Source organism: Streptomyces sp. NPDC001902 (genome assembly GCF_042891295.1).
Lineage (GTDB): Bacteria > Actinomycetota > Actinomycetes > Streptomycetales > Streptomycetaceae > Actinacidiphila.
Window position 1 is genome coordinate 217247 of sequence record NZ_JBIATA010000004.1, and the last position, 13163, is coordinate 230409.

General features: G+C 75.3%; 11 protein-coding genes and 1 riboswitch. Of the genes, 8 read left to right on the top strand and 3 right to left on the bottom strand.

Annotated features, from left to right (window positions below; translation table 11 throughout):
• Positions 1-171 precede the first annotated feature (171 nt).
• The gene (locus tag ACFYYN_RS09725) at positions 172-795 is read left to right on the top strand and encodes a TetR family transcriptional regulator (RefSeq protein WP_500322178.1); all 624 of its coding nucleotides are present in this window, start codon (positions 172-174) and stop codon (positions 793-795) included.
• Between the two features lie 14 nt (positions 796-809).
• Here ACFYYN_RS09725 and ACFYYN_RS09730 read toward each other — a convergent pair whose 3' ends face one another.
• Together ACFYYN_RS09730 and ACFYYN_RS09735 are read right to left on the bottom strand one after the other, a co-directional pair.
• Positions 810-1043 (bottom strand): ferredoxin, encoded by a 234-nt coding sequence (locus tag ACFYYN_RS09730; RefSeq protein ID WP_500545339.1) that lies wholly within the window; start codon positions 1041-1043, stop codon positions 810-812.
• 4 nt (positions 1044-1047) lie between these two features.
• A complete protein-coding gene (locus ACFYYN_RS09735) occupies positions 1048-2511 on the bottom strand; it encodes an aldehyde dehydrogenase (protein ID WP_500545340.1) in 1464 nt (487 codons plus the stop codon).
• A 115-nt stretch (positions 2512-2626) separates the two neighbouring features.
• Between ACFYYN_RS09735 and ACFYYN_RS09740 the strand changes: the two genes are divergently transcribed.
• The 6 genes from ACFYYN_RS09740 (at position 2627) to ACFYYN_RS09765 (ending at position 10052) form a co-directional block, all read left to right on the top strand.
• Entirely contained in the window at positions 2627-3631 is a 1005-nt protein-coding gene (locus ACFYYN_RS09740) for a Strvi_7410 family MBL fold metallo-hydrolase (RefSeq protein WP_500545341.1), read from the top strand.
• Positions 3632-3732: 101 nt separating this feature from the next.
• Positions 3733-3808, top strand: a riboswitch (cobalamin riboswitch).
• 110 nt (positions 3809-3918) lie between these two features.
• Positions 3919-5055: an SCO2321 family membrane protein gene (locus ACFYYN_RS09745; RefSeq protein ID WP_500545342.1), complete on the top strand. Its 1137-nt coding sequence runs from the start codon at positions 3919-3921 to the stop codon at positions 5053-5055.
• Entirely contained in the window at positions 5052-5675 is a 624-nt protein-coding gene (locus ACFYYN_RS09750; protein ID WP_500545343.1) for an SCO2322 family protein, read from the top strand. Before ACFYYN_RS09745 ends, ACFYYN_RS09750 begins: the two co-directional genes overlap by 4 nt.
• 785 nt (positions 5676-6460) lie before the next feature.
• A complete protein-coding gene (locus ACFYYN_RS09755; protein WP_500545483.1) occupies positions 6461-7570 on the top strand; it encodes a CbiQ family ECF transporter T component in 1110 nt (369 codons plus the stop codon).
• The gene (locus ACFYYN_RS09760) at positions 7567-9180 is read left to right on the top strand and encodes an ABC transporter ATP-binding protein (protein WP_500545344.1); all 1614 of its coding nucleotides are present in this window, start codon (positions 7567-7569) and stop codon (positions 9178-9180) included. The genes ACFYYN_RS09755 and ACFYYN_RS09760 overlap by 4 nt, the downstream gene beginning before the upstream one ends.
• Complete coding sequence (locus tag ACFYYN_RS09765; RefSeq protein WP_500545484.1) at positions 9132-10052, top strand: ECF transporter S component; 921 nt, start codon at positions 9132-9134, stop codon at positions 10050-10052. Before ACFYYN_RS09760 ends, ACFYYN_RS09765 begins: the two co-directional genes overlap by 49 nt.
• 285 nt (positions 10053-10337) lie before the next feature.
• On the opposite strand, the gene ACFYYN_RS09770 is transcribed toward ACFYYN_RS09765, so the two are convergent.
• A complete protein-coding gene (locus tag ACFYYN_RS09770; protein WP_500545345.1) occupies positions 10338-11507 on the bottom strand; it encodes a steroid 3-ketoacyl-CoA thiolase in 1170 nt (389 codons plus the stop codon).
• Positions 11508-11860: 353 nt separating this feature from the next.
• Here ACFYYN_RS09770 and ACFYYN_RS09775 point away from each other — a divergent pair, with 353 nt between their 5' ends.
• On the top strand, positions 11861-13114 hold the full coding sequence (locus ACFYYN_RS09775) for a cytochrome P450 (protein WP_500545346.1): 1254 nt from the start codon (positions 11861-11863) through the stop codon (positions 13112-13114).
• Positions 13115-13163 lie beyond the last annotated feature (49 nt).

The following is a 13163-nucleotide window of genomic DNA, read 5'->3' on the forward strand; positions in this document are numbered from 1 at the left end:
GGGTCCCCCCAGCCTTCGGCCGGGGGGGGGGGAGGGCGGGCGGGGGATGCCCGCCGCAGGCGCGAACAACCCGCACACAACCACCGGGCCGCAAGGGGCACCCCCCGCAGAAGGGCACCGCAGTACGCTGGGGGCCGGTTCCGCACGGCGCACAGATTCGGATTGGGACAGATGACCGCAGCTCCTCAGCCGACGCCGTCCCCCGTGCCGCTGACCGAGCGTCAGGAGGCCCGCCGCCGCCGCATCCTGCGCACCAGCGCCGAGCTCGCCGTGCGGGGCGGATTCGACGCCGTCCAGATGCGCGAGGTCGCCGAGCAGTCGAACGTCGCGCTGGGCACCCTCTACCGCTACTTCCCGTCCAAGATCCATCTGCTCGTCGCCACGATGCGGGACCAGCTGGAGCACCTCCACGAGGCGCTGCGCAAGCGCCCGCCCTCGGCCGCCGAGCCCGCGGACCGCGTGGCGGAGACGCTGATGCGCGCCTTCCGCGCGATGCAGCGCGAACCGCACCTCGCGGACGCCATGGTGCGGGCGCTGACCTTCGCCGACCGTTCCGTCAGCCCGGAGGTGGACGCCGTGTCGCGGCTGACGACCGCGATCGTCCTGGACGCGATGCGGCTGGACGGGCCGCCCGGGCCCGAGCTGCTCTCCGCGGTCCGCGTCATCGAGCACACCTGGCACTCGGCCCTGGTGACCTGGCTGTCGGGACGCGCCTCGATCGCCCAGGTGAAGATCGACATCGAGACGGTGTGCCGGCTGATCGACCTCACCGATCCGCGCCGCGCAAAGCCCTGACCCCTCCGGCCCGGTCACTCCTCGGGCGGGAAGACCGCCTCGCCGGAGCCGGCCAGCGTGATGCTGATCGCCTCCACCGGGCAGCCCTCCGCCGCCGCGAGCAGCACCTCGGCGGCGTCGGTGTCGGGGGCCGCCGGGTGGGACTGGCGGGCGGAGTCGAGGGTGAAGCCGCCCGGCGCGGAGTTCACGCACATGCCCGAGCCGATGCACACCCCCCGGTCGACCTCGACGTGCCACCGGTCCCCCACGGGGTCAGCCCTCCCAGCCGGCGGGCAGGTGGATCATCTTGTGCTCCAGGTACTCGCCCAGCCCCTCGGGGCCGAACTCGCGCCCGAGCCCGGAGTTCTTGTAGCCGCCGAAGGGTCCGAGCATGTCGAGGCTGAAGGTGTTGACGTTGAAGGTGCCGGTGCGCACCCGGCGGGCGACGTCGATGCCGTGCTCGACGTCGGCGGTCCACACGCTGCCGGACAGGCCGTAGTCGGAGTCGTTGGCGATGCGGACGGCCTCGGCCTCGTCCTCGTAGGGCAGCAGGCAGATGACCGGGCCGAAGATCTCCTCGCGGGCGATCCGCATGGAGTTGGTGACGTCGCCGAAGAGGGTGGGCTCGACGTACCAGCCGGTGGGCTGCGCCTGCGGGCGGCCGCCGCCGGTGAGGACCTTGGCGCCCTCCTGCTGGCCGAGGGCGATGTAGTCCAGGGAGCGCTGCTGCTGACGGCGGGCGACCAGCGGCCCGACCTGGGTGGCGGGGTCGAGGGGGTCGCCGACGACGAGGGCGGAGGCGGCGGCCGCCAGGCGCTCGGCGGTCTCGTCGTAGCGGGAGCGGGGCGCGAGGATCCGGGTCTGGGCGACGCAGGCCTGTCCGTTGTTCATCCAGGCGGCCGAGACGATGCCGGGGACGGCGGTGTCCAGGTCGGCGTCGGGCAGGACCAGTGCGGCGGACTTGCCGCCGAGTTCCAGCGTCACGCGGGTGAGGTTGCGGGAGGCGACCTCCATGACGCGCTTGCCGGCGGCGACCGAGCCGGTGAAGGAGACCTTGTCGACGCCGGGGTGGCCGACCAGGTACTCGCTGACCTCGCGGTCGGCGGGCAGGATCGACAGCACACCCTCGGGCAGCCCCGCCTCGGCGGCGATCTCGCCGAGCAGGTACGCGTCCAGCGGTGACTCCGGCGAGGGCTTGAGGACCACCGCGCACCCGGCGAGCAGCGCGGGGGCGAGCTTGGCGGCGGCGGTGAACTGCGGGACGTTCCACGGGACGACGGCGGCGACGACGCCGGCCGGCTCGCGGCGCACGAGGAGCGGCCCGAGCACGCCGGCCCGTCGTTCCTCCCAGGTGAAACCGCGTGCGACGGTGATCGCGGCGTCCCACACCATCATCGCGCCCAGCGCCTGCGCGAGCACGCTCCAGGAGTAGGGCGAGCCGTTCTGGGAGCTGATGACGCGGGCGATCTCGTCGTGGCGCACGGCGATGGCGTCCTTGATGCGCGTGACGACCGCGATGCGCTCGTCGAGGGTCGTACGCGGCCACGGGCCCTCGTCGAAGGCCCTGCGGGCGGCGGCGACGGCCCGGTCGACGTCCTCGCGGGAGGCGTGCGGCACCCGCGCGAAGACCTGCTCGGTGTGGGGCGAGACCACCTCGATGATGCCGGTGCCGAGCGGGTCCACCAACTCCCCGCCGATGAAGAGCTGTCCGTGTTCGACGATCCCGTTCCCGTCCATGCCTGTCCCGTCCCGCCTTTGGCTGATGCCTCGTCAGAAAGCGACTCTGCTTCAGGACTGATACCAGTTCTAGTTATGGTGGGCAATGCATGCGACGGAGCGGAGAGGGGCCCTCATGGAGCACGGCGACGGCATCTGGAGCATCCCGGTCCCGATCCCCGACAACCCCCTGGGCCACACGCTCGTCTACGTCGTCGACACCGACCGCGGCCCCGTCCTGGTCGACACCGGCTGGGACGACCCCGCCTCCTACGACGCCCTCGCCCACGGCCTCACCGCGCTCGGCACCCGTGTCGCCGACGTCCACGGCGTCCTGGTCACCCACCACCACCCCGACCACCACGGCCTGTCCGGCCAGGTCCGTGAGGCCTCCGGCGCCTGGATCGCCATGCACCCCGCCGACACCGCCGTCGTCCGCCGCGCCCGCGGCGCCGCACCGGGCCTGTGGCTGGACTACCTCGCCGTCAAACTCGCCGCCGCCGGCGCCCCCGAGGAGCACCTCGCCCCGCTGCGGGCGGTGCGCGCCGAGCGCCGCGCCGCGAACGTACCCGGCCTGCGGCCCGCCCTGCCCGACCGCGACATCGTCCCCGGCGAGCGGGTCCCGCTGGCCGGCCGCGCCATCCGCGCGGTGTGGACCCCCGGCCACACCCCCGGTCACGTCTGCCTCTTCGAGGAGGACGGCCGCCGCCTCTTCTCCGGCGACCACCTGCTGCCCGGGATCTCCCCGCACATCGGCCTGTACGAGGACCCCGACGAGGCGACCGCCGGCGACCCCCTGGGCGACTACCTCGACTCCCTGGAACGCGTCGCCCGGCTCGACCCCGCCGAGGTGCTGCCCGCCCACAAGCACCCCTTCACCGACGCCGGCGCCCGCGTGCGCGAGCTGCTGGACCACCACGCCGACCGCCTCGCCTCGCTCCGCGCCCTGATCGCCGAGGCCCCGCGCACCCCGTGGCAACTGGCCGAGGCCATGCAGTGGAACCGCCCCTGGGAGCAGATCCCCTTCCCCTCCCGGAACATCGCCGTCGCCGAGGCCGAGGCGCACCTGCGCCGCCTGGTCAAGCTCGGGCACGCCGAACCCGTACCCGGGTCGGATCCGGTCGCGTACACCGCGGTGTGAGGCCGCCGGTGTGAGCCAGACCGCACACGGCCGGGCACGGCCCGGCGCGCGGTCCCGGCTAAGGTGTGGTCGACACACCAAGTCCAATCACGTCCGAGCGGGGGAAGCCGGTGCGAATCCGGCGCTGACCCGCAACCGTGAGCCGTCCCCGCCCGGGGAGGGCCCAGCCGGAGCACCCGCACGGACGGGAGCGGCTCTTCCGTCGAGGTACACGGAGCCGGAGCCCGGTGCCGTGACCGCGCGCCCGCATCCGGCTGCGCGACCGCTCACCCGAAAGGCACCACCCGATGCACCTGCGCCGCACCGCCGCGGCCGCCCTGGCCGCCTTCAGCACGCTCCTCATAGCCGCGTCGCCGTCACCGTCGCCCGCGGCGGCGCCCGCCGCGCTGTACGGGGAGGGCGACCCGACGTACGACGGCGTGTGGCGTCAGTCGTACGCGCTGCTGGCGCTCCACGCGGCCGACACGGACCCGGCCGGTGACGCGGTGGAGTGGCTCGCCAAGCAGCAGTGCGCGGACGGCGGCTTCGCCTCGTACCGTCCCGACCCGACGGCGCCCTGCGACCCGAAGACCGAGGACACCAACGCCACCGCCATCGCGGTCCAGGCGCTCGCCGTCCACGGCCAGGACTTCGCCGTCGAGCGCGCCGCCGAGTGGCTCGCCAAGGTGCAGAACCGCGACGGCGGCTGGTCCTACAACCCCGGCGGCGCCTCCGACGCCGACTCCACCGGCGTCGTCATCGGCGGCCTCAAGGCCGCCGGCACCGACGTCAAGTCCGTGACCACCGACGGCCGGTCGCCCTACGACGCGCTGCGCTCCCTCCAGGTGGCCTGCGGCAAGAAGGACGGCGGCGCGTTCGCCTACCAGCCCGACCCCAAGTCCGGCGCCCTCGCGGCCAACGCCAAGGCCACCGCCGACGCCGTGCGCGGCGCCGAGGGCGCGGGCTTCGTCGTCGAGGCCCCCGACCGGGACGTCCCTGTGCGCGCCGAGTGCGGCGGCAGCGCCTCCGACGCGGGCGCCGCCTGGCTCGCCGGTGGTCTCACCGCCGGCGGCAGCCACTTCGACGCGGTCACCCCGGGCTCCGACCGGAAGACCCCCGACTTCGGCACCACCGCGGACGCCGTCGTCGCCCTCGCCGCCGGCGGCCACCTCGACGCCGCCAAGGGCGCGTACAACTGGCTCGCCGCCAACTCCGCCGCCTGGTCCAAGGACAACCCCACCGCCCTCGCGCAGCTCGCCCTCGCCGCGTACGCCACCGGCAACCCCCTGCGCGACCACATCACGCAGCTCAGCGCCCTCGGTCCGGTCGCGGAACAGAAGCCCGACTCCTCCGGCGGCAGTTCGGTGTGGTGGATCGTCGGCGCCTGCCTGGTCGCGGGCATCGGCATCGGGGTGCTGCTCGCCGGCCGGAAGCACCGGCTGTGAGGCGGCCGCCCCTCACGGCGGCGGCACTCCTCCTGGCCCTGGTGGCCGCCCTCGTCGCGACGCCCGCGCACGCGGCCAGCTACCGGTACTGGTCCTTCTGGCAGCGTGACGCGGCCACCGACACCTGGGCGTACGCCCGGACCGGCCCCGCCCTCAGCCGCCCCGGCGACGGTGCCGTCGAGGGCTGGCGCTTCGGCGTCAGCCCCGACGCCGACTCGGCCGCGCGCCCCCGCGGCGCCGCCCGGTTCGCCGACGTCTGCGACGGCACCCCGGCCCGCCCCGGCACCAAGCGCGTCGCCCTGCTGCTCGACTTCGGCACCGCCGCCGGCGCCCCGGCCGCCCGCACCGCCTGCGCCCGCGTCCCCGCCGACGCCACCTCCGCCGACGCCCTGGCCGCCGTCGCGCCCCCGCTGCGCTACAACTCCGCGGGCCTCGTCTGCGCCATCGCCGGCTACCCCGCCACGGGCTGCGGCGAGCAGGTCACCGACGACGCCGCGGCCCCCGCGCCCGCGCCCTCCTCCGGTCCCGCGCTCGGCACGTACGGCGCCGCCGCCGTCGTCCTCGTCGTCGCCGCGGCCGCCACCTGGCAGGTCCGGCGGCGCCGGAGCGACCGCCCGTGACCACCGCCACGCCCCTGCGGTGGACCAGCGGCGCGCCGGTCTCCGGACCGCGTGCCCTACGGGCCCTCGCCCTGCTTGCCCGGCTGCGCCCGCACAACCGCGACGACCTGACCGGCCCGGCCGCCCGGCCCCGGCGGACGGACCTCCCCTCTGCCGACACCCCCGCCGAACCGCGCACGGGCGACGCAACCACCGCGCAGGCCCAGGTATCGGGCGCCCCCGCCCCACTGCGTCCGCGCACCCGGGAGGACCTGGCAGGCCCGGCGGCGCCCGAGCGACCGCCCGTGACCACCTCTGCGCCCTCCCCGCGGCCCGGCGCCCCCGCCCTCCCCTCGCGCGCCGCCAGGGCCGCGACGCAGGGCGAGGATCCGCGGTGCCGACGCCACCGCGCCGGCACCGCCGGACCCGCGGACGGTCCGACCGGCACGCCGGCCACGGCAACGCGGACCCAGCGGGACGACACCCCCCTGGGCAGCGCCGACAGTCCCCTCCACAAGACCGGCGAACCACGCACGGCCACCGCACCGCACGCGCGGGCCGCGACGCAGCGCCACGGTCAGTCGGCCGCCCCGGCCATCCGCCCCGGCGGCGCGGCAGCACGGCTCCTGCGGGACATCGCCCCCGGGGGCGATGCCGGCGAACCGCGCACAGGCCACGCAACCGCCCTGCCTGGCGCGGCAACACGCCCCCGACAGGTCCTCACACCGCCCGCCGGGGGCGACCACCGCACCCTCCCCCGCAGCGCGGAAGGCGGCGGCTCCGCCCGCTTGCGCGCGCTGCTCCGGCTGCCGGACCGGACCAAGGACGCGGGCACGGAGGGCGGACGGGCGGGACGGAGGCGCGGGCCGCACGCGGGGGCGTGGTGGCTGTGGGCGCTGGGGCTCGCCACGGCCGCGTCGCGGACGACGAATCCGGCGCTGCTCGCGCTGCTCGCCGCCGTCGCCGGATACGTCGTGGCCGTGTGCCGGGTGCCGGACGCGCCCTGGTCGCGGTCGTACGCCGCGTTCCTCCGGCTGGGTCTGGTGGTCATCGCCATCCGGCTCGCCTTCGCCGTCGTCCTGGGGTCGCCGATCCCGGGCACGCACACCGTGGTGTCCCTCCCCGAAGTGCCGCTGCCCGACTGGGCGCGCGGCGTCCGTCTCGGCGGGCGGGTCACCGCCGAGGGGCTGTGGTTCGCCTTCCGGGAGGGCATGAAGCTGGCCACGCTCCTGGCGTGTCTCGGCGCCGCCAACGCCCTGGCCAACCCCGCGCGGCTGCTGAAGTCGCTGCCCGGCGCCCTGTACGAGGCGGGCGTCGCCGTGGTCGTCGCGATGACGTTCGCGCCGCACCTGGTCGCCGACGTCCGGCGGCTGCGGACGGCCCGGAGGCTGCGGGGCCGCGCGGACAAGGGCGTACGGGCGCTGCTCCAGGTCGGCCTGCCCGTGCTGGAGGGCGCGCTGGAGCGTTCCGTCGCCCTCGCCGCCGCCATGGACGCCCGCGGTTACGGCCGTACGGCCGAGGTGCCGCCCGCCGTGCGCCGGGCGACCGCCGCACTGACCCTCGGCGGGCTGCTCGGGCTGTGCGCCGGCACCTACGCGCTGCTGGCCGCCGCGGGTGCCGCGTACGGCCTGCCCCTGCTGCTGGCCGGTCTGGCCGCCGCCGTCGCGGGGCTGCGGCTCGGCGGGCGCCGTTCCGTCCGCACCCGCTACCGTCCCGACCGCTGGGACGCGACCGCGTGGCTGATCACCGCCTCGGGCGTGGCCGTCGCCGCGCTGACGATCTGGGCCGCCGGGGCCTCCCCCGCCGACCTGGATCCGCCCGTGGTGCCGCTGACCGCGCCGTCGCTGCCGCTGTGGCCCGCGGCCGCCGTCCTGCTGGGGCTGCTGCCCGCGCACCTGAAGGGAGCCCGCCCGTGATCCGCTTCGAGCAGGTCTCCGTCACGTACGACGGCGCCGCGGCGCCCGCCGTCGCCGGTGTCGAGCTGACCGTCCCCGAGGGGGAACTCTGCCTGGTCGTCGGGCCCTCCGGCACCGGCAAGTCCACCCTCCTCGGCGCCGTCTCCGGTCTGGTGCCGCACTTCACCGGCGGCGTCCTCACCGGCCGGGTCACCGTCGCCGGGCACGACACGCGCCGCAACAAACCGCGCGAACTGGCCCATCTGGTGGGCACCGTGGGCCAGGACCCGCTCGCGCACTTCGTCACCGACACCGTCGAGGACGAACTCGCCTACGGCATGGAGTCGATCGGCCTCGCCCCCGACGTGATGCGCCGCCGTGTCGAGGAGACCCTCGACCTGCTGGGTCTGGCCGACCTGCGCGACCGCCCGATCAGCACCCTCTCCGGCGGGCAGCAGCAGCGCGTCGCCATCGGTTCCGTCCTGACCGTCCACCCGCGGGTGCTGGTGCTGGACGAGCCGACGTCCGCGCTCGACCCCGCCGCGGCCGAGGAGGTGCTCGCCGTGCTGCAGCGGCTCGTCCACGACCTGGGGACGACCGTGCTGATGGCCGAGCACCGCCTGGAGCGGGTCGTGCAGTACGCCGACCAGGTCGTCCTCCTCCCGGGCGGGGGCGCCGCCCCGGTCTCCGGGCCGCCCGCCGAGGTCATGGCGGTCTCGCCGGTGCGTCCGCCGGTCGTCGCGCTCGGCCGTCTCGCGGGCTGGTCCCCGCTGCCGCTGTCGGTGCGCGACGCCCGCCGCGCCGCCGCCCCGCTGCGCGAACGCCTCGACGGCCGCACCCCGCCCGCGCCGCCCGCGCCCGCCGCGGGCGAGCCCGTGGCGGCCGTGTCGGGACTCACCGTGCGCCGCGGACGGCTGGAGGCGCTGCGCGGGGTCGACCTGACCGTACGGCCCGGCGAGACCGTGGCCCTCATGGGCCGCAACGGCGCGGGCAAGTCCACCCTGCTGTCCACCCTCGCCGGGATGCGGCCCCCCACCTCGGGAAGCGTGACCGTCGGCGGGCTGGAGCCGTCGCGCACCAGGCCCGCGGAGCTGATCCGCCGCGTGGGCCTGGTCCCGCAGGACCCCCGGGACCTGCTGTACGCCGACACCGTCGCCGCCGAGTGCGCCGCCGCCGACACCGACGCCCGTGCCACCCCCGGCACCTGCCGCGCCCTCGTCGGCGAACTGCTGCCCGGGGTCGCCGACGGCACCCACCCGCGCGACCTGTCCGAGGGCCAGCGCCTCGCGCTCGCCCTCGCCGTCGTACTGACCGCCCGGCCCCCGCTGATCCTGCTCGACGAGCCGACCCGCGGCCTGGACTACGCCGCCAAGGCCCGTCTCGCCGCGCACCTGCGCGCCCTGGCGGCGGACGGCCACGCCGTCGTCCTCGCCACCCACGACGTCGAACTCGCCGCCGAACTCGCCCACCGCGTCGTCGTCCTCGCCGACGGCGACCTCGTCGCGGACGGCCCCACCCCCGACGTCGTCGTCTCCTCGCCCGCCTTCGCCCCGCAGGTGGCCAAGGTGCTCAGCCCGCTGCCCTGGCTGACGGTCGGCCAGGTCGAGGCGGCCCTGGCGGGCACGGCGTGACCGCGCGTCCACCGCGCGCGGTCCGGCTGGGCCGCCGGGCCGTCGTCGCGCTGACGCTCGTCTCGGTGATCGGCGTCGCCGCCTTCGGCTGGCCGCTGCTCGCCGACCCGGGCTCGGGGCTGGCCCACAGCGAGGACGCACCCTGGCTGTTCGCGCTGCTGCTGCCGCTGCTGCTCGCCGTCGTCATGGCGACGATCGCGGACGACGAGGAGGGCCTGAGCGCCAAGTCCGTCGCCATGCTGGGGGTGCTGGCCGCCGCGGGAGCGGCGCTGCGTCCGCTCGGCGGCGGCACGGCGGGCATCGAGCCCATGTTCTTCCTCGTCGTGCTGTCCGGCCGGGTGCTCGGCCCCGGCTTCGGCTTCGCGCTGGGGGCGTTGACGATGTTCGCGTCGGCCCTGCTCACGGGTGGGGTCGGGCCGTGGATGCCGTTCCAGATGCTGTCGATGGGCTGGGTGGCGCTGGGCGCGGGCCTGCTCCCGGGCGCCGGCGGGCTGCGCGGCCGGGGCGAGCTCGTCCTCCTCGCCGGCTACGGGGCGGTGTCCTCGATCGCCTACGGAACGATCATGAACCTGCAGGGCTGGCCGTACCTCGGCGGCATGTCCTCCGGGGTCTCCTTCGTGCCGGGCGGTCCGCTCCCCGACAACCTCGCCCGCTTCGCCGCGTACTGCCTGGCCACCTCGCTCGGCTGGGACGTCCCGCGCGCCGTGCTGACCGCCGTCCTGGTCCTCACCCTGGGCCCGTTCGTGCTGCGCGCCCTGCGCCGGGCCACCCGGCGCGCCGCGTTCGGCGCACCGGTGGCCTTCGTGGACGTGCACGGTGGCGGGGACGGGAGCGGGGACGGCGCGCCGCGCGTGCCGCCTCAGGCGCGCTGACGGGCCGGCGCCGCGAACCAGCGCGCGCGACGCGGGGCGCCGAGCACAGGAACGCGCCGAAGCGGTCGGTGTCGCCGGGGTCGGCCGGCGCCGCCCGCACGCCGTGCGCCGCGACGCCGACGCGGCAGCTCCCGCTGTTGCCGATCGGCACGTCGCGGGTCCCGCTCGCGGTGTGCGGCCGCAGCGGCACGGCCGGCCGCCCGTCGCAGTTGCCGTCGGCCCGGTCCCTGGCCCGGCGCAGCGCCCCGGCGCAAGGCCCCGGTGCGCTGCCCGCGTCCCGCCGGCTCAGATCCGCTGGATGATCGTGCCCGTCGCGAGCGCCCCGCCCGCGCACATCACGATCAGCGCGAACTCCTTGTCCGCGCGCTCCAGTTCATGCAGCGCGGTGGCGATCAGACGGGCCCCGGTGGCGCCCACGGGGTGGCCGAGGGCGATCGCGCCACCGTTGACGTTGACCTTCTCCAGGTCCTGGTCGAAGACCTGGGCCCAGGACAGCACCACCGAGGCGAAGGCCTCGTTGATCTCGACGAGGTCGATGTCGTCCAGCGTCATGCCGGCCTTGCCGAGGACCGCGCGCGTCGCGTCGATCGGTCCGTCCAGGTGGTAGTGCGTGTCAGCGCCGACCAGCGCCTGCGCCACGATCCGGGCCCTCGGGCGCAGCTTCAGCGCCCGCGCCATCCGCTTGGACGCCCACATCACGGCCGCCGCGCCGTCGGAAATCTGCGAGGAGTTCCCCGCGGTGTGCACGGCCGTCGGCATGATCGCCTTCAGCCCGGCCAGCGCCTCCATGGTGGTGTCGCGCAGCCCCTCGTCACGGTCGACCAGCCGCCACATGCCCTGGCCGGCGAGCTGCTCCTCCTCCGTCGTGGGCACCTGCACGGCGAAGGTCTCCCGCTTGAAGCGCTCCTCGGCCCAGGCCCGCCCTGCCCGCTCCTGCGAGATCAGCCCGAGCCGGTCGACGTGCTCCCGGGTCAGCCCGCGGCGCCGCGCGATGCGCTCGGCCGCCTCGAACTGGTTGGGCAGGTCCACGTTCCACTCGTCCGGGAAGGGCTTGCCGGGCCCGTGCTTGGAGCCGCTGCCGAGCGGCACCCGCGACATGGCCTCGACGCCGCAGCCGATGCCGATGTCGATCACCCCGGCCGCGATCATGTTGGCGACCATGTGGTTGGCCTGCTGCGAGGAACCGCACTGGCAGTCCACGGTCGTCGCGGCCGTCTCGTACGGCAGCCCGCAGGCCAGCCAGGCGGTGCGCGCCGGGTTCATCGACTGCTCCCCGGCGTGGGTGACCGTACCGCCGACGATCTGCTCCACGGCGTCGGGCTGGATGCCGGTGCGGCCGAGCAGTTCGCGGTACGTCTCACCGAGCAGGTAGGCGGGGTGCAGATTGGCGAGCGCGCCGCCGCGCTTGCCGATGGGGGTGCGTACAGCTTCGACGATGACGGGTTCAGCGGCCATGTACCTCGTCCTCTCCTCGGCCGCGGGGCGTCCCGGCGCCCACGGCAGAACTAGTACGCGTTCTAGTTCCGCCCAGCAGTCTGATTACCGGCGGTACGCGGGCGCAAGGGTCGTGCACCAAGCCGGCCGATCCGCACCGTCACGGGTCTTGCGACTTGCAGGGGCCGGAGCTACCGTCCACAGGCACATCTGATGGAGCGTCAGCAAGCGGTGCGCGGGGACGTCCGCGGGCCGCCGCCCAGGGAAGCCCCGGAGACCACCACGGAGACATCCGGACCAACCGGATCACGACCCGGACCACGACCCGGACCACGACCCGGACCACGCCGGACCACCCGGACCAGGAGCCGCCGATGTCCGCCACGCCGCCGCCCCCCTCCTGCCCCGCCCTCCCCGACGGCTTCGACTTCACCGACCCGGACGTCAACCAGGAGCGCATACCCCTCCCGGAGTTCGCCGCCCTCCGGCGCACCGCACCCGTCTCCTGGATCCCCCAGCCCCACGGCATCGCGGGCTTCGGGGACGACGGCTACTGGGCCGTCACCCGCCACGCCGACGTCAAGACGGTCTCCACCACCCCCGAGACCTTCTCCTCCCGCACCAACACCGCGATCATCCGCTTCAACGAGCACATGCAGCGGGACCGCATCGACGCCCAGCAGCTGATCATCCTCAACATGGACCCGCCCGAACACACCCGCCTGCGGCAGATCGTCCAGCGCGGCTTCACCCCCCGCGCCATCCGCGCCCTCGAGGACGCCCTGCGCCGGCGCGCCGAACGCATCGTCGCCGGCGCCGCCGCCCACGGCAGCGGCGACTTCGTCACCGACGTCGCCTGCGAACTGCCCCTCCAGGCCATCGCCGAACTCATCGGCGTCCCCCAGGAGGACCGCGGCAAGATCTTCGAGTGGTCCAACAACATGATCGGCTACGACGACCCCGAGCTCGCCATCACCGAGGAGATCGGCACCGAGTCCTCCATCGAGCTCATCTCCTACGCGATGAACATGGCCGACGAACGCAAGGCCTGCCCCGCCCACGACATCGTCACCAAGCTCGTCGCCGCCGAGGACGAGGGCAACCTCACCACCGACGAGTTCGGCTTCTTCGTCCTCGTCCTGGCCGTCGCCGGCAACGAGACCACGCGCAACGCCATCACCCACGGCATGCACGCCTTCCTCACCCACCCCGACCAGTGGGACCTCTTCCGCGCCGAGCGCCCCCGCACCGCCGCCGACGAGATCGTCCGCTGGGCCACCCCGGTCACCTCCTTCCAGCGCACCGCCACCCACGACACGGAGCTGGGCGGAGCCAAGATCCGCGAGGGCGACCGCGTCGGCATCTTCTACGCCTCCGCCAACCACGACCCCGAGGTCTTCACCACCCCCGACACCTTCGACGTCACCCGCGACCCCAACCCCCACCTCGGCTTCGGCGGCGGCGGCCCCCACTTCTGCCTCGGCGCCAGCCTCGCCCGCCTCGAGATCGACCTCATCTTCAACGCCATCGCCGACACCCTCCCCGCCATCCGCCTCGCCGGCGCCCCCCGCCGCCTCCGCTCCCCCTGGCTCAACGGAGTGAAGGAACTCCGTGTGACCTACACCTGACCCCGAGCGTGCGTTTGCTGGTCACGGGGTATGGCAGGGTAGGGTGTGC

Excerpts from the sequence above, each read along its gene's own strand:
- ACFYYN_RS09725 (WP_500322178.1), top strand. The coding sequence starts at position 172 with ATGACCGCAGCTCCTCAGCCGACGCCGTCCCCCGTGCCGCTGACCGAG.
- ACFYYN_RS09735 (WP_500545340.1), bottom strand. The coding sequence starts at position 2,511 with ATGGACGGGAACGGGATCGTCGAACACGGACAGCTCTTCATCGGCGGG.
- ACFYYN_RS09740 (WP_500545341.1), top strand. The coding sequence starts at position 2,627 with ATGGAGCACGGCGACGGCATCTGGAGCATCCCGGTCCCGATCCCCGAC.
- ACFYYN_RS09745 (WP_500545342.1), top strand. The coding sequence starts at position 3,919 with ATGCACCTGCGCCGCACCGCCGCGGCCGCCCTGGCCGCCTTCAGCACG.
- ACFYYN_RS09770 (WP_500545345.1), bottom strand. The coding sequence starts at position 11,507 with ATGGCCGCTGAACCCGTCATCGTCGAAGCTGTACGCACCCCCATCGGC.
- ACFYYN_RS09775 (WP_500545346.1), top strand. The coding sequence starts at position 11,861 with ATGTCCGCCACGCCGCCGCCCCCCTCCTGCCCCGCCCTCCCCGACGGC.